This is a genomic window from Pseudoalteromonas sp. APC 3250, from assembly GCF_030407915.1.
In the GTDB taxonomy this organism is placed as follows: domain Bacteria; phylum Pseudomonadota; class Gammaproteobacteria; order Enterobacterales; family Alteromonadaceae; genus Pseudoalteromonas; species Pseudoalteromonas tetraodonis.
This window is the reverse complement of sequence record NZ_JASDCM010000020.1, coordinates 32608-52825: the sequence shown is the minus strand read 5'-3', so window position 1 is coordinate 52825 and position 20218 is coordinate 32608. Positions and strand designations below refer to the sequence as shown.

General features: G+C 40.1%; 16 protein-coding genes and 1 tRNA gene. 7 read left to right on the top strand and 10 right to left on the bottom strand.

Features of this window, described 5'->3' with window-relative positions:
• Positions 1-2: 2 nt before the first annotated feature.
• The 4 genes from ruvA to QL986_RS16495 form a co-directional block, all read right to left on the bottom strand.
• Positions 3-620, bottom strand: coding sequence for a Holliday junction branch migration protein RuvA (ruvA, locus tag QL986_RS16510; protein WP_008114133.1), 618 nt, complete (start codon positions 618-620; stop codon positions 3-5).
• A gap of 2 nt (positions 621-622) precedes the next feature.
• Complete coding sequence (ruvC, locus tag QL986_RS16505; protein WP_008114131.1) at positions 623-1147, bottom strand: crossover junction endodeoxyribonuclease RuvC; 525 nt, start codon at positions 1145-1147, stop codon at positions 623-625.
• Positions 1148-1279: 132 nt separating this feature from the next.
• Positions 1280-3781, bottom strand: a complete 2502-nt coding sequence (locus tag QL986_RS16500) for an FtsX-like permease family protein (RefSeq protein WP_290191724.1) — start codon at positions 3779-3781, stop codon at positions 1280-1282.
• Positions 3771-4484: an ATP-binding cassette domain-containing protein gene (locus QL986_RS16495; RefSeq protein ID WP_008114127.1), complete on the bottom strand. Its 714-nt coding sequence runs from the start codon at positions 4482-4484 to the stop codon at positions 3771-3773. The genes QL986_RS16500 and QL986_RS16495 overlap by 11 nt, the downstream gene beginning before the upstream one ends.
• On the opposite strand from QL986_RS16495, the gene QL986_RS16490 reads away from it, so the two are divergent.
• Together QL986_RS16490 and QL986_RS16485 are read left to right on the top strand one after the other, a co-directional pair.
• On the top strand, positions 4485-5108 hold the full coding sequence (locus tag QL986_RS16490; RefSeq protein WP_024601157.1) for an arylesterase: 624 nt from the start codon (positions 4485-4487) through the stop codon (positions 5106-5108).
• A gap of 116 nt (positions 5109-5224) precedes the next feature.
• Positions 5225-5301, top strand: a tRNA-Pro gene (locus tag QL986_RS16485).
• Positions 5302-5705: 404 nt separating this feature from the next.
• Here QL986_RS16485 and QL986_RS16480 read toward each other — a convergent pair.
• Positions 5706-6473 (bottom strand): hypothetical protein, encoded by a 768-nt coding sequence (locus QL986_RS16480; protein WP_290191723.1) that lies wholly within the window; start codon positions 6471-6473, stop codon positions 5706-5708.
• A 696-nt stretch (positions 6474-7169) separates the two neighbouring features.
• Between QL986_RS16480 and QL986_RS16475 the strand changes: the two genes are divergently transcribed.
• The 3 genes from QL986_RS16475 to QL986_RS16465 are packed head-to-tail and all read left to right on the top strand — an operon-like array spanning position 7170 to position 10815.
• Positions 7170-8651, top strand: coding sequence for a PAS domain S-box protein (locus QL986_RS16475; protein ID WP_290191722.1), 1482 nt, complete (start codon positions 7170-7172; stop codon positions 8649-8651).
• Complete coding sequence (locus QL986_RS16470; protein WP_013464629.1) at positions 8648-9070, top strand: response regulator; 423 nt, start codon at positions 8648-8650, stop codon at positions 9068-9070. The genes QL986_RS16475 and QL986_RS16470 overlap by 4 nt, the downstream gene beginning before the upstream one ends.
• A 23-nt stretch (positions 9071-9093) precedes the next feature.
• Positions 9094-10815 (top strand): GGDEF domain-containing response regulator, encoded by a 1722-nt coding sequence (locus QL986_RS16465; RefSeq protein ID WP_290191721.1) that lies wholly within the window; start codon positions 9094-9096, stop codon positions 10813-10815.
• Positions 10816-10832: 17 nt separating this feature from the next.
• On the opposite strand, the gene QL986_RS16460 is transcribed toward QL986_RS16465, so the two are convergent.
• The 3 genes from QL986_RS16460 to QL986_RS16450 all read right to left on the bottom strand — a co-directional run bounded on the left by QL986_RS16460 (position 10833) and on the right by QL986_RS16450 (position 13468).
• Positions 10833-11375: a methyltransferase gene (locus QL986_RS16460; RefSeq protein WP_024601160.1), complete on the bottom strand. Its 543-nt coding sequence runs from the start codon at positions 11373-11375 to the stop codon at positions 10833-10835.
• Positions 11376-11556: 181 nt separating this feature from the next.
• Positions 11557-11805: a hypothetical protein gene (locus QL986_RS16455; protein WP_008114111.1), complete on the bottom strand. Its 249-nt coding sequence runs from the start codon at positions 11803-11805 to the stop codon at positions 11557-11559.
• Positions 11806-11974: 169 nt separating this feature from the next.
• Positions 11975-13468: an acetyl-CoA hydrolase/transferase family protein gene (locus tag QL986_RS16450; protein ID WP_024601161.1), complete on the bottom strand. Its 1494-nt coding sequence runs from the start codon at positions 13466-13468 to the stop codon at positions 11975-11977.
• A gap of 388 nt (positions 13469-13856) precedes the next feature.
• Between QL986_RS16450 and QL986_RS16445 the strand changes: the two genes are divergently transcribed.
• Positions 13857-14450, top strand: coding sequence for a hypothetical protein (locus tag QL986_RS16445; RefSeq protein WP_024601162.1), 594 nt, complete (start codon positions 13857-13859; stop codon positions 14448-14450).
• Positions 14451-14508: 58 nt separating this feature from the next.
• Here the strand turns inward: QL986_RS16445 and QL986_RS16440 are convergent, their stop codons facing one another.
• Positions 14509-15060: a flavodoxin family protein gene (locus QL986_RS16440; RefSeq protein WP_024601163.1), complete on the bottom strand. Its 552-nt coding sequence runs from the start codon at positions 15058-15060 to the stop codon at positions 14509-14511.
• A 90-nt stretch (positions 15061-15150) separates the two neighbouring features.
• Positions 15151-16851: a cyanophycinase gene (locus QL986_RS16435; RefSeq protein ID WP_024601164.1), complete on the bottom strand. Its 1701-nt coding sequence runs from the start codon at positions 16849-16851 to the stop codon at positions 15151-15153.
• A 350-nt stretch (positions 16852-17201) separates the two neighbouring features.
• Between QL986_RS16435 and QL986_RS16430 the strand changes: the two genes are divergently transcribed.
• Positions 17202-20129: a TonB-dependent receptor gene (locus QL986_RS16430; RefSeq protein WP_290191720.1), complete on the top strand. Its 2928-nt coding sequence runs from the start codon at positions 17202-17204 to the stop codon at positions 20127-20129.
• The last annotated feature ends 89 nt before the right edge of the window (positions 20130-20218 follow it).

Here is a 20218-nt window from a genome sequence, read left to right as displayed (position 1 = left end):
ACTCACAGCATTGATTTCAAAGATTCTTTAATTAGAACCTCAGTCGACATATCGGGTTTGCTTACTGATTTTACTGCTTTTTGCGCTTGTGGCAATTTATAACCGAGCGCCACTAACGCCGAAACCGCATCATCGGCCGCATTATTGGCTATAGTTGCATCGCTCGCAGGCTCTATTACGGCGCTATCGCTAAATGGGGTAAATAAGTCATTACCCCAATTTTTTAATCTGTCTTTCATTTCGAGCACTAAGCGCTCTGCGGTCTTTTTGCCCACCCCTGGCAACTTAACCAAGGCAGTGGCATCTTCATTATTTACACAACTTACAAACTGCTGCGCCGACATGCCCGACAAAATGGCTAAGCCTAATTTAGGCCCTACTCCATTGGCTTTTAACAGCTCTCGAAATAACGCACGTTCGGTTTTATTATTAAAGCCAAACAATAACTGTGCGTCTTCGCGTACTACAAAATGAGTGTACACAATGGCGTTGTCGCCTACTTTAGGCAAATCGTAAAAACAGGTCATTGGCATTTGTACTTCGTAGCCAACGCCGCTAACTTCTAATAGTATTTCTGGGGGCTGTTTTTCAACTAACACGCCGTTTAAGCGACCTATCATTGTTATTTCCTTAGACGTCCTCTAACGGTTTTGCTTGCGCTACCCGCTAGTTTTATTAAATTTTGTTCAGAGTGGGCATGGCAAATTGCAATTGCAAGCGCATCCGCCGCATCGGCTTGCGGCGTACCTGGCAGTTTAAGTATGTTTTTAACCATATGTTGAACTTGCGATTTATCTGCCCCACCGTTACCCACAACGGCTTGCTTTATTTGCCGTGCTGAGTATTCAAAAACCGGTAAGTCGGCCATAGAGGCACCGACAATCGCAGCACCACGGGCTTGACCTAGCTTTAAAGCAGAATCAGGGTTATGCGCCATAAATACTTTTTCTATAGCAAATGTTTCAGGCGAAAATTGCTCTATAAGTTGCGTAATGCCCTGGTAAATCATTTTAAGTCGGGTGGGAAAGTCATGATCGGCTAATTTAATACAGCCACTGCCTAAGTATGTAAACTTGGCACCTTGATGCGCAACCACACCGTAACCCGTTAAACGCGAGCCCGGATCGATCCCTAAAATTATGGCCAAACAGCACTCTCATTATTGTTATTTATTAATAGTGCTAATAATGCCAGAGCACTGTATAAATTACCAGTACAAAGCAAAAACAAAAATGCCTACTTAAAAAGTAGGCATTTAAACGCTATTTGGCCGCAAAGTTTACGCTAAAGCGCGCACTAAGCCTTGAGTATTTTGTTTAAGCGTACGGGCAATCATAAAATAGCCTAACCCTGCTACAAACACGCCACCAGCAACGGGGCCAATAACCCAAATATTAGGATGCAGCTTACCTGCCAAATCAAACATTTGCTGCTGTACTATTAACAGTGCTATATCACTGAAAAATGCAGCAACTAGTCCGGCTAAACCGCCCAGTAATAAAAACTCATACAAGGTGGCATTTTTTATTAATCGGCTTTTAGCGCCTAACGTACGCAATATTACAATTTCTTGCATGCGCTCACCTAAGCTTGCTTGCACCTGCGATATAAGTACCAACGCGCCACACAACACCACAATAGCCAATACAAAGCCAATAGCTAACGACACTTGCTCAATAGTCGATTGAATTTGTTTAACAAAGTTGTCTACATCAATCGCTGTAATAGTGGGATATGCCCGCAATAGCTGGCTAAAGTCACGCTTTTGCTCAGGCTCAATACGTACTGATGAAATATACGTGGCCGGAAAGCTGCTCAACACATCAGGGCTTAAAATAATGAAAAAGTTAGGTTTAAGCGTGGCCCAATTAACTTTACGTACACTGGTAATTTTAGCGTCGAACGACTGCGCACCAATTAAAAACGTGAGGGTATCGCCCATTTTCACATCAAGGCGCTTCATCATCGACTCTTCAAGTGAGGCCTCAGCTACTGCGTCATCGCCAAACCACTGGCCATCGATAATGTCATTTTGTGAAGGGACTTCGTCAAGCCAAGTTAAGTTAAGCTCGCGGCCAATGCCTGAGCGGGCTTCTTCGTCTTTTTTCTCGTTGTCTTGCAATGACACTTCACGTGCTACTGCTTCGCCATTTACTGCATTCACGCGGCCACGAATCGTTGGGTAAAACTCCGACACTTGAATGCCTTTTTGCGCTAAGTATTCATTTACCGGATCCAGCTCATTTTGCGTAATATTAACCAAAAAGGCATTAGGTGCATCGCTTGGTAACTGAGACTGCCAATCCGAAATAATGTCGTTTTTTAGCACAATTAAAAACAACAGTAATTTAATCGCTAGCGAAAAACTAATTAGCTGCACCGCATTAACGTTGGCGCGTTTTTGAATAGACGCAATAGCTAACGACCAGCTGTTACCTGGCTTTAAGCCAAGCTTTCGGCCCCCGCCAAATATTAATTTAGAAATTAAAAACAACACTAAAATAAGCGCAAGCGTTGAGGCAAATAAAATAAGGGTAATTTTAATATTGTTACTAAATAACCACATTAATAAAAATACCGTTAAGGCGCTAAGCCCTAAATGGATTTTACTTACCGCAAGGCGGTCGCCTAAATTACGGCGAAGCACTCTAAGTGGTGGAATATCAAATAAATCTAACAATGGCTTAATAGAAAACATAACCGCACAAATAACCCCGGTGCTAATAGCCACTAACCACGGTTTAAACCCTGCCATAGGCAGTTCGGTTCCCATGCTTTTTGCAAGGTAACCAGTTGCAACTTCTTGTAAGCCGTAACCAATAGCAAGGCCAACGACTACCGCCATGGTACACACCATTAATAAGTGCATAAGGTAAATTTTGCGGATCATATCGCGGCTGCCACCTAAGGTTTTCATCATTGCGACTGGGTCATATTGGCGCTCACAATAGCGCTTAGCCGATACTGCAATAGCAACCGCGGCTAATATAATGCCCAGCAAACCTGCTAACAATAAAAAGCTTTCGGCTCTGTTTAAGCTATTTGAAATAGGAGACTGGCGGTCTTTTACACCATACCAGTTTTGGTTTTCTTTGAGTTGCGGCTTTAACCAGTCGTAAAAACTATTGATGTCGTTTTCATCACCTGCATATAACTGGCGGTAAAATACACGACTGCCTGGCTGTATTACTTCGGTTTTTGCCACATCATCTATGTTTATGAGCACCCTACGGCTACTAGAGAACACATTAAATGGCGCATCGGGTTCTTCTACAATCACCTTTTCAACATTAAATAACGCGGCACCTAATTCAACTTGGTCGCCTACGTTTATGTTTAAGCTATAAAAAACTGACTCACTTAACCATACGTTACCAGGGCTTGGCGCACCGGGTGCAACCTCAGTTTGAGCATTCAAACCCGACTTAACTTTCAATTGGCCTTTAAGCGGGTAACTGTTTGATGCAGCCTTTACCGAGCTAAACTGCATTTGATCGTTTGCAAACAGCATAGTGTCAAAGTACACCATTTGTGCAGTTTGTAAGTTTTGTTGTTCTGCTTTGGTTATAAAGGCGGTATCTATGGCGTGATTGCTGGCAAGAACACGATCTGCTGCTATAAATGCACTGCTTTTTTGCGCAATACTTTGTGCAATTCGCTCAGTTACCATAGATAAGGTAAGTACGGTTAATACCGCCAGTGCAATGGCTGCGCTTATTACGGTTAGTTCACCACGGCGAAACTCACGAGAAAATAGTTTAAGCGCTAATTTAGCCCACATTTGCCATTTCCTCTGTTGAATTTTGTACCAGCTCCCCCGCCTCTATTTGAATAATGCGTTCACATTTTTGCGCTAAGGCTTCATCGTGAGTGACTAAAATGAGGGTTGTTCCGTTTTGCTTATTTAAATCAAATAATAACGACTCAATCATATGGCCATTTTTGCTATCTAAGTTAGCTGATGGCTCATCGGCAAACAATATTTTTGGCGAACCCACAAACGCACGGGCAATCGCAACACGCTGCTGCTCACCACCAGATAACTGCGACGGGTAATGATCAACCCGATGGCTTAAGCCTACTTTTTCAAGCAAAGCGAGCGCTTGTTCTTTGGCGTCTTCTTTACCTGCAAGCTCTGCTGGTAGCATCACGTTTTCAAGTGCAGTTAAACTTTGTACCAACATAAAAGACTGAAATACAAAGCCAACTTTTGCAGCTCTGAGTGCGGCCCGCGCTTCTTCGTCTAATTCGTGCAGCGGCTCCCCATCTAACATTACTTCGCCGCTGCTTGCCGTATCAAGCCCTGCTAATAAACTTAATAAAGTGGATTTACCTGAGCCCGACGTGCCAACAACAGCAACAGACTCACCGTGCTTGACATTAAAGCTGATGTCGCTGAGGATGGACAACTCACCTTCAAGGGTAGATACAACTTTAGACAAACCATTTACTTGAATTATATTTAATTGAGAAAGCGCTGACATATGACTCATTCAATCCTACGTTTTGTATTTATTTTATTTTTAGTTATTAACCCGCTTACTGCGGCAGCTAACAACACGATTTTAATACTTGGTGACAGTTTAAGCGCAGCCTATGGCTTAAAACAAGAACAAGGCTGGGTGCAATTGTTACAAGATAAATACGATGCCGAGCAACGTAATATCAATTTAGTTAATGCCAGTATTAGCGGTGAAACCACTGGTGGCGCCCTGCGCAGACTTGATGCATTACTTGAGCAATATCAACCAACTCATGTGCTCATAGAGCTTGGCGCTAATGACGGTCTACGCGGTTTTCCAGTTACTAAAATGCAAGACAACTTGACCGCTCTAATTGAAAAAAGCCAAGTAATAGATGCACAAACCGCGCTAATGGAAATTTATATTCCACCTAACTATGGCCCACGTTACAGTAAAATGTTCACCGATAGCTTTGCCAGTGTTAGCAAAGCCACAGGCTCGTATTTAATGCCGTTTTTTGTACTTAAAGTAGCAGGCAAAAGCGAGCTAATGCAAAACGATAACTTACACCCTAACAAAACTGCGCAACCAATACTACGAGATGAAATGTATAACACGATCAACCAGTGGTTAAATAAAGAGTAAAGCCGTGTAAAACTTCTGGCGCAAGCGCTTATTATTAAACGCTTGCGCAATAAACATCCAAACAAACAAATGCTTATTGATTTTTTTAAAAATACACGTACTATTGCAGTCGAAGTCGGTATGTGGCGCAGCTTGGTAGCGCACTGTCATGGGGTGGCAGGGGTCGAGAGTTCGAATCTCTCCATACCGACCATTAATCCCTCTTTAAATTCTATTTTCTCTAGTTAAAACTATTTTCCTGTCGTACTACCTAATTTAATAATAAAAAATATCGCACATTTATCGCACCAACCAATTTATTGACTGTTTTTCTGCTTTTTTGATTTCAAAGGTATTGAGATTATGTGACCCCACAGTTAAATACTTTTCAAATAATAAAGAAGCACGTAACTGCTTTAATTATTGATGTATTGGTTTGAGGTCATTGATATTGCAGCTGTGAGTAGCCACTCGATACTATATATCTGGAGTTTAGGTTTAACTCTTTTACTCTATTTAAATTGAGTTTAAAAATAAAAACTCTTGATTCTTAAATAAATAATTTAAAAAATACATCTGCTTTTTTTGCAAGAACTTTTTAATGGCTGACCTTTTTCTTCACGACTTTCCTTGATTAAGTATTTTTATTGCATGTTCATGCCCATTTTCAGCCGCTTTTTTTAAATAATAATCCCCATAAATACTATTTTTTAATGGGGAATCACGCAGGCCATATATTCCGAAAAAAAGATAATATAAGTTCTTATACATATCATTTGAAAAACCTCGCTTTTCAGCCCTGTTCGATAGATAAGAAACCATTTTAGCTAACGACTCTGAGTCATTCTTTCTTATTGCTTCATCTAAAGTCAATTGACCTAATAATATAGCGGCCTCATCATCACCCACATCAGACGCTTTACGTAAGGAGTTTTTTAAAAAAGCAATATCACCATATTTTCCAAGTTGATATGCATAATATAAATTTAAACTAGAATCTAAAATACCTTTTTCAAAAGATGACTCTAATAGCTTGGTTCCTTCATATATGTCTTCTGCTTTTTCACTTGTAATTAAAAAACTACCCAGGATATGCTTTGCTCTAATATTTCCTAAATACGATGAAATTGAAAGCATTTTTTTAGCTTTTTTATAATCTGGATTTTGCTTATATGCTCCCAAATATAAAACGTAACCAGATAGAAAATAGGCAGTGCTGTCATTCTGCAATATTCCTTGCTCTAGTACATTAGAAACATCTTTCCATTCGAGCTCTTGCTGAGCGTCAATATCATCTTTTATCAAATCTAAAGTAACATTCTCACTACAATTACCTTTTGCTTGGTAGCAAACCAATAACAATATAAAAAATAAAATTTTACTCACTTAATCTCCCCGGAAGTCCCTTGGAATGATTGAAAATAGACCCTGTAAGAAAAGCAAACGGGTCAAATCTTGACTTCAGACATCACAATTCTTAACTGTTCAGTAATCGCTTTTAACTACCTTCCAAACTATAACAAAATAGCACTTAAAAAATCCTTTGATAATTTCACAGACTAAAACTTTGCTTGCATACGACACGGCGACAAAGCGGGTACCGTATGTGTTAAGACTTCAGGCAAAGTTTATTTTGGTAGCCAGTGATACACATAAATAGGCGTTTGGTAAAAATCTTTAAACTTGATCACTTTAGTTGGTTTATATCATGGCAAAGCGAAGGTGTTACTCACAATGGTGCTGTTTTTAAGCACGTTTTGTTTTAACTTTTCTTCAAGCGCTGCCACACCATCAGGTAACACACCATAGTAGACGCTGTACTAAAATCAGCATTTTTAAAGTCTTTGCAATAGAGAGTTAGGTTATTTAAATCCAAACTATATTTAATAAGCACTAAAACCAACATACCCCAACTCGATCCTAAATCAATGTGCCTTTTTTAACCATAATGACTCGCTAAAATATAAGAAGAAACTATTAAAATGGGCATTTAAATAACAGGTTCTTCCTCTAAATTTGCTGTTCATTACTTGTTCGACTATTACTATGCTATAGGAACTAAATTTACTTGCGGGATGCTTGATGGACCTTAAAAAAGTAAATAAAAAATCTAACTCACCAAGTTTAACTGTAAATATGGATAAAGCATTTTTAACTCAACTAGTTAATTGTTTACCCATGGGGGCAATGGTAGTTAATACTGATGCTCAGATCCTTTTTGCCAATAATCAACTGTCTGAAATACTGGGCTATGAGGATTCAGAACTCATAGGGATGAACATAGATAATTTACTTCCAGTTCAATTTAAAGCCAATCATACCCACTTGATGAGTCAGTTTTTTGCTAACCCTCGAAAACGCTTAATGGGTGAAGGCCGTGAGTTATTTGCGAGTCAAAAAAATGGTAAGCAAATCCCAATTGAAATAGGTTTAAACCCAATACAAGGACAACAAGAATTAGTTTTAGCCACACTGGTTGATATATCGCAAAGGCTGCGCGCTAATAATATGTTTCAACGATCTATTCAGGCTGCGCCACATGGTGTGTTAATAGTTGACCAAGCAGGCATTATACAAGCGGTTAATCAATCGTTATGTAAATCTTTTGGTTACAGTGAAATAGAACTACTCGATAAAAAAATGGAAATGTTATTACCGCAGCGCTACCAAGGGCATCACTCAGCACTTCGTCATTCATTTCACCGTGAACCCAGTGTAAGAAGTATGGGAGTAGGCAGAGATTTAACCGCGTTACACAAAGACGGTAAAGAATTCCCCGTTGAAGTGGGCTTGAGCCCTTTTATAAATACCAATGATGAAGACATGGTGTTTGTCTCGTTGTTAGATATAACAGAACGAAAACGAATGGAAACTGAGCTAAAAGAAAATAACACTAGCCTGAAAGAATTTACCTATGTGGCCTCTCATGATTTACGCTCTCCATTGCGTGGCATTTCAAACTTAATTGAATGGATAAAAGAAGATTTAGGCACTACCACGGCTGAAGTAGAGTACAACTTAACGCGTATTGATGATCGTATTCATAAAATGGAGACGTTAATTGATAATTTATTGGCCTATGCAAGAGCTGGCAAAGCTACCCAAGATACTCAAGTAATCGATATGCATAAATTAATTTCTAACGTTACCGAACTGTTAGATTTACCTGCTGGAATGAAGCTTCATAAAGACATTCAATTAAATACCATCGTCACTGCATGGACGCCACTTGAAACCGTTGTTCGCAATTTGTTAAGTAATGCCATTAAACATCACGACAGTGAAGAAGGAACTATAGAAATTCGTTGTGTAGCAGAAAATACGCTTTGCCATATCACTGTGACTGATGATGGGCCCGGTATACCACCAGAAGCTTACGAACGTATTTTTAGTTTATTTCAAACAACCTCTGATGATAAGTCGGGCTCAGGTATTGGGCTGTCTATTAGTCGGCGTCTGGCACAAGCTCATGGTGGGCGCATTTCCGTTAGCTCAAATGAACCGCAAAAAGGGTCTACATTTCATGTTTGGTGGCCTCGCTTTGCAAGGAAAGAGAATTTATGATTAAAAATCTATCTATACTGCTTGTTGAAGACGATGATGTTGCCGCGGAAGCCGTAACAAGAAGCCTAAAAAAAGTGGATCCTAAAATTAAAATAATTTGGAAACAAAATGGAAAACTTGCGTTAGATGCGTTACGAGAAAAAGCACAACAAAAAGTAATATCAGAGCCCTACTTAGTATTGCTAGACCTGAATATGCCAGTGATGAATGGGTTTGAATTTTTAGAGCATATTCGTAAAGATAAAAAATTAAACGATACTGTTGTATTTATACTCACGACCTCCAATGAGGATAACGATCGTACTCGCGCGTACCATAACAACGTAGCAGGTTACATGGTTAAACATGCAATTGGCCCGCAGTTTGCCAAATTAGCGACACTTATGGATGCTTATATACATGCCGTTGAGCTTGAATAAGCTATTTTGCAAGAGATATGGATATGATAACTTCAATAGATAATTTTGAAACCTGCGACAGTATTAACCTACTCATTGTTGATGACGATGCGGTTGATAGAGAACAAATACGTCGTATGATATCTCGCTCAAATATACAGGCGAAAATTTCAGAGGCATCCTCTATTGAAAGCTCGATGTCTTATCTTGAACATGGTGAGTTTGATTGTGTCATTGTTGATTACCGATTAGGTATCGGATCGGGGCTTACCCTGCTAAATAATATTAGAAAGACTGAAAATAACCACTGTGCTGTGATTATGATCACGGGCTTAGGAGATGAAAAAATAGCAGCAGAAGCTATGCGGCTAGGAGCAAGCGATTATTTACTTAAAAATCAATTAAAAAGCGATCAGTTGATACACTCTATATCTAGCTCCATTCAACGCGCAAACTTAGAAAAAAAACTCCATGACATGGCACACTACGATAGCCTAACAGGCTTAGCAAGCCGCCCTATTTTAATTGATCAACTCCAACAAGCCATTACATCTGAGCAAAAGCTCGCCGTAGCCTATTTAGATTTAGATAATTTTAAACCCATTAATGACAAATACGGTCACGAAACCGGTGACTTCGTTTTGAAAACTATTGCCCAAAGACTAAAAAGCACATTACGCAAAGAAGATACACTCGCGCGTATCGGCGGAGATGAGTTTATCCTTTTATTAAGGGGGGCAGCGCACACGATACAAGAATATGAGACTCTGTTACAAGAGGTGCTGATTGAGGTAAACGACCCAATAAAATTAGTAGAGTTTTCGTGCTCCGTTCAAATTTCAGTCAGCATCGGCGTTGCACTTCCCAGTGATGATGGCTTAACTTGTGATGACATTTTACGCAGAGCCGATCAAACAATGTACCAAGCAAAAAGATCAGGAACAAACCGAATTCTGTTTTTTGATCCAGAAGAAGAAAGCCTAAGGCATGCAAAACATGATTTATTATTGGCTGCTGAAAAAGGCATTGCTCGCAAAGAGTTTATTCTTCATTATCAACCAAAGGTCAATTTGATGGATCACCAGTTGATTGGCGTTGAAGCCTTAATACGCTGGAATCACCCTACTTTGGGTTTACTTTACCCTGGTCACTTTTCAGAGGCATTAGAGCATCCACACATTGGTATTTTAATTGGTGAATGGGTACTTGCTGAGGCCTTAAAACAGCATAAAATTTGGACAAGAAATCATCTTTCTATGAGTGTGAACATCTCTCCAGCTCATTTACTTAGTGAGGGCTTTGTTGAAAACCTCAGAGAGTTACTCATCAGCACTAATAATATAAAACCAAAAACCCTCGAATTGGAAATTTTAGAGAGCACTACAATTGGAAACGTTGACCAAGCAGTCGACGTTCTCAATGGCTGCCGCGATTTAGGGGTAAGTATTGCGCTAGACGACTTTGGTACAGGTTACGCTTCGTTGAGTTACTTAAAAAAATTACCTTTAGATACATTAAAAATAGATCAAAGCTTTGTTAAAAAGCTCCTATCAGACCATGAAGACAAGTCCATCGTTACGTGTATCGTGGCGCTAAGTAAAGCATTTGGGTATAACCTAGTAGCAGAGGGGATAGAGTCACAAGAGCTCGAAAAAGTACTTATAGGCATGGGTTGCTATCATGGGCAAGGCTATTATATTGCCAAACCAATGTCTGCAGAGAAGATGAACTTATGGATAAAAAATATGACATCAACTAAGCACTGACCCTAAATAATATTCCTCTATTTGGGTTGCCAGTGGTACACATAAATCGGTGTTTGGTAAAAATCTTTAAGCTTGATCACGTTAGTTGGTTTATATGATGGCAAAGCGAAGGTGTTACTCACAATAGTGATTTTATTATTAACTACGTCATGTTTTAACTTTTCTTCAAGCGCTACCATACCACCAGGAAACAAGTAACACACCAGAGTAGACGCAGAACTAAAATCGGCATTTTTAAAGTCTTTACGATAGAGGGTAAGGTTATCTAAACCTAAACTATATTTAAAAAGCATTGAAATTAACCAAGGAAACCACGATAACTCATAGCCAATAACCTGTTTATTAGGATGCTTTTTGGCAACCGGTATAACAAGCGTTCCCCAACCTGAACCTAAATCAATTAATGCGCCTTTTTCATCCATGCTTATTGCAGCAAGCATAGTTTGGCGCGCTTTGCTTGAGCTCATCATCGGTGAAATTCCCGTTTTTAGCGTTCCCCAAACAATAGATAAAGCGATTAGAAGGACTAAAAAGAAAAGTCCGATAGCAATAAAGTCCATACTAACTAACACCTAATAACGGTTGAATCATCATAATCTCACCTTATCGATTATTTGTTTCTATATAGTAAAACCATTACAAAGAGCACCGTTAGTATAAATTTATTTTATATTTAACAACTGTTTAAAATAAACCACAAAAAAAGCGCCATTTGGCGCTTTTTAGATTAGTAGCAAGGAATTAATGCTTACGCCCTACGCCGTTGCGCACCATGTCTTGGCCGCTTTGGAAAATCTCTTCGGTAATTTCGCGTGCTAATAAAAGTTGTTGCTTGTCATCAAACACCGCGACAAAACGGCTGCCGTCAGCATTGTTAGTTGCCATGCCCACGCCTGCTACGCCGGTTAAACCTAAGCCGCCGTTTTCAACTTGCAGTAAAAAGCTTTCAAGTTCAGCGAGGGTGTCGATTGCAGTTAGTTTGTTTTCCATTGTGGTTGCTCTATGTGTTGCTCGCCATAGCGAGTCTGTCAATAATATGCGGTTATTTTACAGCACATAGTAAAAACTTAAACCACCTTATAGGCAAAGTCATAACAACATTCTGTAAAGCAAAATTAAAAGTATTTGTAAAAACCCCGCAAATGCGGGGTTTTAAGTATTAGCTTTGCTTCATTGTGCCTTGTTGTTCAAGGCGGGTATGCCAGCTAAACGCTTCTTCTAAAAGGTGGGGCGTATGGCCGCCACGTACACAAGCACGCTCGTAGTAATCAAGCATAGCGTTGCGATAATCTGGGTGTACACAGTGTTTAATTACTTCAACAGCCCGTTCGCGTGGCGCTAATCCACGTAAATCAGCAAGGCCTTGCTCGGTCACTAAAATATCAACATCGTGCTCGGTATGATCGACGTGGCTTACCATAGGTACCACGCTTGAAATAGCGCCGCCTTTAGCAATTGATTTAGTTACAAACACCGATACATGCGCATTACGTGCAAAGTCGCCTGAACCACCAATACCGTTCATCATTTTAGTACCACACACATGAGTTGAGTTAACGTTGCCATATATATCAAACTCAAGTGCCGTGTTAATTGCAATAATACCTAAACGACGCACAATTTCAGGGTGATTCGACATTTCTTGTGGGCGAAGTACTAGCTTATCGCGGTACTTTTCAAGGTTATTAAATACTTGTGCGTTACAACGCTCTGATAAAATAATTGAACACCCAGAGGCAAAATTAAGTTTACCCGCATCAATTAAGTCAAAGGTAGAATCTTGTAGTACCTCTGAGTACATAGTGAGGTCTTTAAAATCTGAGTCTAATAAACCCATCATGACTGCATTGGCTATGTTACCAATACCCGCTTGTAATGGGCCTAAGTTTGCAGGCATGCGCTGTTGTGCTACTTCTTCTTTAAAAAAGTTAACTAAATGGCGTGCAATAGAGGCGGTATCGGCATCTGGGTCGGTTACTGTTGAAAATGAGTCACTTTGATTAGTAAATACAATACCCACAATTTTAGCCGGATCGATTGGAATAGCAGCACTACCGATACGGTCATCTACTTTCACTAGCGGCACTGGAGTGCGCGTTGGACGGTACGATGGAATGTATATGTCGTGCAGCCCTTCAAGCTCTGGCTGATGTAACATGTTAATTTCTACAATTACTTCTTTAGCAAAAATAGCAAAGCTTGCTGAGTTCCCCACTGACGTTGTAGGTACTATGTGGCCTTCTTCTGTAATAGCTACGGCTTCAATGACCGCTACATCTGGCATAGTTAACTGATGATTACGTAACTGTTCAACAGTTTCTGATAAATGCTGGTCAATAAACATGACCTCACCGTTGTTAATTGCTTTACGTAATGTGCTGTCTACCTGAAATGGCATACGACGCGCTAACGCACCTGATTCAGTAAGTAGCTTATCTAAGTCGTTACCTAATGACGCGCCCGTCATTAGGTTAATTTTCATTGGGTTTTCACGTACACGCTCGGCAAGTGCACGTGGTACAGCTTTCGCTTCACCAGCACGAGTAAAGCCACTCATGCCCACGGTCATGCCGTCTTTAATAAATAAACTGGCCTGCTCTGCAGACATCACTTTGTTGTGTAAGTCACTACGACGAATTCGTTCTAATTGCATTTGGAACCCCTTAAACCCCATTATTATTTGGGCGCTATTCTAAGTATTTCCTTATGCTTCGTAAGCTAGACCTAAGTCTCATTTACGCATAGTTGGTATAAAAACGTTGCAGAGCGCTTTAATTTTGTACACTTTATTACTTAACTTATTGCTGTTATTGGGGTTAGAATACCAAAAAATCTATTCAATCATTTAACTAAACAAGCTTAAAAACAAATATAATTAATTTAAATCAATTGCTTATAAATTCAGCCAGGAAAGCTTAGATTATAAATTGTATAAAAATAAAGCCGTACAGGCCAAATCTTACAAAATAATAAACTGGTCATTCATTGGGCAGTAACCTTGTAAGGAATAGAATCTAGGATTTACGTATTAAGGAAAATACATGGATTTGTCTGACGAAGAAATTAACTTTTTATCTGGGTTGTTTGAACCTAGTCAAAGTACAGCATTAATTAATGAAACAAAACTAACAGTACAAACATCAATACCAGATGGTATTGCGCATTTACTTGGTCAGGCTAAATTAACCCTATTAGCAGAAGTAGCTCATTACCAACTGTGGTTTCCACTTCAATTTAAAACTGATGAATTAGGCCATTTCAGTACTGTGTTAGCAGCCCCAGAAGTGATTGATACTAAAGGGACTCAACGTAGCTGGCGAATAAGTGAATTAAATATTCAAAGCCAAGGTTTTTGCATTGAATCTATCTCAAGCACAGGAATATTTTTAAAACCCACATCAATAAACAGTGAACTTGATGAGTTACAAAATATGCAATTTATTTTACCCAATGAAGCGGCTATATCATTAGACATAGAACCCGTTAGGCACAGTGAGTGTGGCATAGCAGCTAAAATAAAGCATATTCACCATGGTAAAGAGCAACTGAGAGCGTATTTATTTGAAGTTCATAAACGTGAATATTCAAGCTTATATCAACTTGAGCATAAGCAAGAACTGGGGCTATCAAACTAAAAAGCCACACTAATTAAGTGTGGCTTTACGGATTAAATAAACTTAATTTAGGTCATTTTTACTTTAATCGTTTTGCTATTTCAGCAACGCGCTCACCGTATAAACGAGCCGTTTCTAAATCGCCTGATGGAATAGCCGTTTCGTCAGCATCAGTAGGTGATTGTACTAATACGCCAACCGAACCGCCTAAGTTATTGATGTCTTGACGGGTTGATTCCAATTTATTGGCGGGTGGTAACCCTAGGCTTACCCAAATTCCACCATGCTGTGAAGCTAACGTTTGCATACTAATTAGGGTGACTTGTTTGTCGCCATTTAGGCTGCCGCTATTAGTAAAACCGCCAAACACTTTATCTTTCCAACCCATGGTAAACCACACTTTAGAGGTGGCATCGACAAACTTTTTAAACTGCCAAGGGTATGAGCCCATATAGGTAGGTGCACCAAAAATAATGGCGTCTGCATTGTTTAATGCATCCCAATCGGTGTCTTTAATATCACCATTTTCATCGATTGCAATAAGCTGAGCGTTTGCTCCATCAGCCACAAATTCCGCCACTTTTTTGGTATGGCCATATCCAGAAAAATAAATAACCGCTACTTTACTCATGAACCTTCCTTTTGTTGTGATTTAATAACACGCTTTAAGTATAGTATGGCCGCTTAATCTAAAATCAACTAAGCAGCGTGTTTAATTAAATTAAAAGGTACTCACTGAAATTTCTAAATTACTCACCGCACAGCCATACTGCTCAGCACTAATACGGTGATAAGCCGACTCAGGCTTAGTTGATAGACTAATAATAAACGCATCTTGCTGACCAACAGCTGTTTGTTCTTGGCTCAAGCACATGGCTTGCGTTAAAGAGCGCAATTTGGCATCCGTTAAAATATTGCCGAAACGCTGAACCGGCAAAGGCGGTATTTTAATTGCTGGCAATGCTTGGCTAATACTGCGCTGACTTAAGGTAAAATCATTATTTTTAATATCAATCACACTGCCAGCAGGCCAGTACGAGTAACTGTAGGTTTTAGTTTCAGCCTGAGCCTGCCCTGTTGATTTAACCATCACCACACCATTTTTACCAATTACGGTCATTAAATTCCCTGATTCAGATTTAATAACCACTAAGGCGGTGGTTTCGTCTACACCAAAACCAAATGCGGGTTGAGCTTGATTTGCACCAAAGCTGTCGAGCAAAGTGCCTAGTCTTAATGTACGGTTTCGCTCGCTAAAGTGTGTATCGAGTACACCGTAACTAAATGTGCCTAAACCCCCAAAGCGGTTGTAAGTTAAACTATCGCTGTTTGAGCGCTCACTGGGTGCATCAATGGCTTGCGCGCCTTCTTTCAATGCCGATAAACTTGTGCCATTAGTGATCATAACCACATTACCACCGTGCGCTTGCCCGCCACTTTGCACTGCGGTGCCTGCACTTGTACCTACAACAACAGGGCGAGACTGTAACGCTTTTGTCCATGGATATGGCTGATTATTTTCATCAAACAATACCTTGCGCGTTAAGCTTTGATCGCCGCCATTAAACATAACACCGGTACTATTTTTGATTAGCTGCACTAAAGCGTCTGTGCCGTTTTTACACAGCAAATATTCTGCTTGAGTGCGATCAGGATAAATATGTTCACGTTGATATAGCCCCATTTCAGAGTGCCTAAGCGTGTTTAAATCATCACATTTATTGGTGGTTATTGCTTTAGCAAGCGCAGGGGTTAATGCAAGCCATTGTGAATTTACATTGGGAAAACGAAGTAATCCTTCGTAAAAATCAGCAGATTCATAAGGGTCTCTGCTTGAGGCGGTAATGGCTAGTATGCTCGGGTTAGTACTTTTTACTTTTAAACTGCCAGATATAAATTGCAAAATATCTGTCGCGGCGGATTCGCTATTAAGCGCGGTATTGACCTGCTCTTTTAGTCGCGTATTGTCGCTCTGCAGCTGCGCTACTTCAAGCATATCTATTACAAAATTGTATTCTTGATCCGTTAAACTATTGAGCTGTTTACTATCAATATCGCGCCATAACCATAACAGCTCTTTTTTTGACAATGTGGGTGATGATTTAGCCTGCATTGTTGCTAAATTTTTAATAGTTTTGTTTTTAGCTTGCGTATTTTTACTTGGCCATTGTTGCTTTATTTGACTAATTTTAGCGTTGGAGAGCGCAAATACATTATGTATTTTACCCGGAATTTGTGTGTTTTTTTCACAATTTTTAGGGCTTAAACTAGCACACGTTGTGAGTGCACCGCCGACTAATACTAACGTTTGTTCAGATTCTTTTGCGCTTAACTGCAGCGAAAAAGCAATAAAAAACGAAAAAACAGCCGTTATTGTACGCGATTTAGCTAACCGTTTGTTTGGTAAATATATTCGTTCCATTATGTTATACTCATGTAAAAAATTATAAGAAATAACTTGCGAGAGCGTCTCTCACTTGCTATAAAAAAAAGGAACTTTAAAACGCGAGTAAGCTAGCACCCCTTTGCTGGCTTTGTCAAAAACCTTTTGGAATGAGAATTATGTTTAAAAAAGCACGTTTGCTTACAACATATTTCTACTCACCACACTACCTTTCGGAGTGGTTTGACGAGTAGCCCACCACCTCACTTTTTCACAGTGAGGGGCTAAGCGTGTCATTTCACCACTGCCCTGTCTAAAAATATAACAATTAAAAGCCACAGATCTGTTTGTATGTTTTTGTGCGCTTAAAAAGACAAAAGGTATTTAAGATGTTTCGTCAACTAACAATTGCGGCCACAGTAAGCGCATTACTGAACCCGATCACTTTTGCACATGCACAAGAAACCAACACCGACACCAACATTGAACGAGTAGAAGTAACAGGATCTCGCTTAAAAGGCGTTGATCTTGAAGGAACTATCCCATTAACCGTACTAGACCAAGATGCAATCAAACGCTCTGGCGCTAATACCATTCATGAATTACTCAAAGATTTATCTGTTTTTAAGGGCGGAAGCGGCACATTTTCAACCTCTGAAAGTGGCGGTACGTCTACTTCAACACCAGCCGGTCAATCAGCAGCGAGCTTACGAGGCATGGGGCCATCAGCAACGCTGACATTAATAAATGGCCGCCGAGTTGCGCCTAGTTCATTTGCTGCAGGTACTGAAAACTTTGTAGATGTAAACTCTATTCCACTAGCCGCCATTGAGCGCATTGATATTTTAGCCACAGGCGCATCAGCCGTTTATGGTGCCGATGCTGTGGCAGGTGTTATTAACTATATTTTAAAAGATGATTTTGAAGGCGCTGAAATTAATACTTCGTTTGCCGATAGCTTTGATCAGCATGACGAAAGTAAAAAACAATTAAACTTAGTTTATGGTACAAAAATAGGCGAAAGTAACTTAACGGTATTTGCTGATATATATGACCGTAACGCTTTTAAAGCGACCGATCGTAATTACACGGCCTCTCCCTCTTTAGTGAATGGTTACTCCTATTTACCTAAGCTGGAGAACTCACCTAATATTTATTATTTCAGCAGCCGAGATGGTAACGAACTTCCATCACCAAACTGCAAAACCGAATTAGTTACTACTGAATTAGATGAACAAATTTGTGCTTACTACCCTAATCAAGATGATTACCTAGAAACGCCATTTGAAAGCCTTTCAACCGGCTTTATGTTTAATAGTGAGCTTGGTGGTATGCAATGGCATACTGACTTTTTTTACAGTCAGACCAAGGCAAAAGCGTACTCATCGCCCTCACCTATTAACCAAATTAATGACGACGATGGCCCGTATGTTTTAGAAGACGCCTTATTTATTTACGATAATGCCGATGGTAGTAATGATTTATTAGATCAACTCTACATTGACCCATTTGATACCCAAAGTGGTCGAGAAGTGTATGGTTTTGCATTTGATGCGCGTTTTAATGCCCCAAGAACGGTGGAAGTAGAAACGAAAAACTTTCGCTTGGTAAGCAGTCTAAGTGGTGAAATTGGTGATTGGGGTTGGGAATCTGGGGTAACCTTTTCTCGCTCACGTTCAGAGCAAGAAGCGATTGCAGGAGTTTATAATCGTTACCAGTTCCATGGCGCTATCACCGGCGAGCTATGTTCAGACGGTACGCTGGCAAGTTATGACGGTACTGACTTAAACTGTGCATCGGGAGAACTGCTGCCTTTTTACAACCCTTTCCTTCAAGGCGACGCCGCTAATGATGCCGTTTTGGCAACAGCGCAAGCTAGCCCAACGCGCAGCGGAGAAAGTACAGTTTACGGCTGGGATGCTAATTTTAATGGTGAGCTATTTACCTTTAACGACCTACCTGCCTATGCCTCATTTGGGGTAGAAGCACGCCGTGAAGAGTTAAGCGACATTCCTTCGCTTGATTCACAAGCTCAAGCAGATAAAGACTATCTTGTTGATGTATTTGGCTTTGGCTCTAGTTTATCAGAAGCCGATCGCACTCAATATGCAGCGTTTGCTGAATTAAGTATTTCACTCACAGAGCAAATAGAGCTGCAAGCAGCAGGTCGATACGATCATTACGATGACTTTGGTGGCACCTTTAATCCTAAAATAGGTTTGAGCTATCGCCCAACTGATTCGTTGGTTGTTCGAGGTTCATGGTCAACCTCGTTTAGAGCACCATCATTAACGCAGGCTGGCGTTAAATTAAGAACCACACAATCTACTTTTGACTGTGGTGCAAACCAAGCTGTAGCCGATTTATACTGTATGGGTGATGGCACCCAAGTGAGTGTTAATTCGTTAGAGTTAGGTAATCCAAATCTAAATGCAGAAGAATCTGAGGCTATTAGTGTCGGTTTTGCATGGAGTCCCTCGGCTAATACTAATTTAACCATTGATTATTGGCAGTTTGATCATGAAGAAGTAATCGATACCAACATGACCGCTGTGTTAGATCGCGCCATAACCGATGCGTCACTTCGTCACTGTGGCATTGTACCACCGGGCGAGCAAGGCATATCGTACGATGAAGCATTATGTGATGTCACCGACAACAGTGGTTTAAACATAGAGCAAGACGGCGCTAATTTAACTGAGATTTTAAGCAGTTATATAGATGAATTTAACCCACGTGATGACGAGCTATTTTTACCGCTGTTTCGCGATCATGCAATCCCACTTGAAAACACTGGTACACAAACATTAGCTGGCATAGACTTTAAGTTTGACCATAGGTTTGTATTACCAAGCGGCGATTTAACCTTTGCCTTTGATGGCACTCATTACCTTGAGTTTGAACGTAATAAACCGGGGTCTGACTCGTTAGAGAAGCTGGTGGGAACTTATCGTTATCCTGAAAATATTGCGCGTATGTCAATAGATTGGGAAGCGCAAAGTTACTACCTTAACTTAGGTGCAAACTACACCAGCAGCTACGAAGATGATATAGAAGGCCTGCGTAGCCGTGAAATTGATGAGCTAGATTCACTTGGCGTATTAGACTCAAAAGGTGAGCATCAGGTTGATGACTGGCTCGTTTGGGATTTATCAGCGGGTTACTATGTTAATAAATCGCTGACTTTGCGCGCGCGCATCAATAATATTTTTGATAAAGAGCCACCCACACTTTATGGTTCAAGCCGTGGTTTTGATTCAATCAACCATAATGCCCTAGGTGCTAATTACAAATTAAGTATTAGCTACCGTTTTTAACCGCTTAGCCGCAAAGCAAACGCTTTGCGGCATTCCTTTTATTACAGGTCATGGCTACAGTGACACTGCCTATTAAGTGCTAAAGTACG

Excerpts from the sequence above, each read along its gene's own strand:
- ruvA (WP_008114133.1), bottom strand. The coding sequence starts at position 620 with ATGATAGGTCGCTTAAACGGCGTGTTAGTTGAAAAACAGCCCCCAGAA.
- QL986_RS16500 (WP_290191724.1), bottom strand. The coding sequence starts at position 3,781 with ATGTGGGCTAAATTAGCGCTTAAACTATTTTCTCGTGAGTTTCGCCGT.
- QL986_RS16495 (WP_008114127.1), bottom strand. The coding sequence starts at position 4,484 with ATGTCAGCGCTTTCTCAATTAAATATAATTCAAGTAAATGGTTTGTCT.
- QL986_RS16490 (WP_024601157.1), top strand. The coding sequence starts at position 4,485 with ATGACTCATTCAATCCTACGTTTTGTATTTATTTTATTTTTAGTTATT.
- QL986_RS16475 (WP_290191722.1), top strand. The coding sequence starts at position 7,170 with ATGGACCTTAAAAAAGTAAATAAAAAATCTAACTCACCAAGTTTAACT.
- QL986_RS16470 (WP_013464629.1), top strand. The coding sequence starts at position 8,648 with ATGATTAAAAATCTATCTATACTGCTTGTTGAAGACGATGATGTTGCC.
- QL986_RS16465 (WP_290191721.1), top strand. The coding sequence starts at position 9,094 with ATGATAACTTCAATAGATAATTTTGAAACCTGCGACAGTATTAACCTA.
- QL986_RS16460 (WP_024601160.1), bottom strand. The coding sequence starts at position 11,375 with ATGGACTTTATTGCTATCGGACTTTTCTTTTTAGTCCTTCTAATCGCT.
- QL986_RS16455 (WP_008114111.1), bottom strand. The coding sequence starts at position 11,805 with ATGGAAAACAAACTAACTGCAATCGACACCCTCGCTGAACTTGAAAGC.
- QL986_RS16450 (WP_024601161.1), bottom strand. The coding sequence starts at position 13,468 with ATGCAATTAGAACGAATTCGTCGTAGTGACTTACACAACAAAGTGATG.
- QL986_RS16445 (WP_024601162.1), top strand. The coding sequence starts at position 13,857 with ATGGATTTGTCTGACGAAGAAATTAACTTTTTATCTGGGTTGTTTGAA.
- QL986_RS16440 (WP_024601163.1), bottom strand. The coding sequence starts at position 15,060 with ATGAGTAAAGTAGCGGTTATTTATTTTTCTGGATATGGCCATACCAAA.
- QL986_RS16435 (WP_024601164.1), bottom strand. The coding sequence starts at position 16,851 with ATGGAACGAATATATTTACCAAACAAACGGTTAGCTAAATCGCGTACA.
- QL986_RS16430 (WP_290191720.1), top strand. The coding sequence starts at position 17,202 with ATGTTTCGTCAACTAACAATTGCGGCCACAGTAAGCGCATTACTGAAC.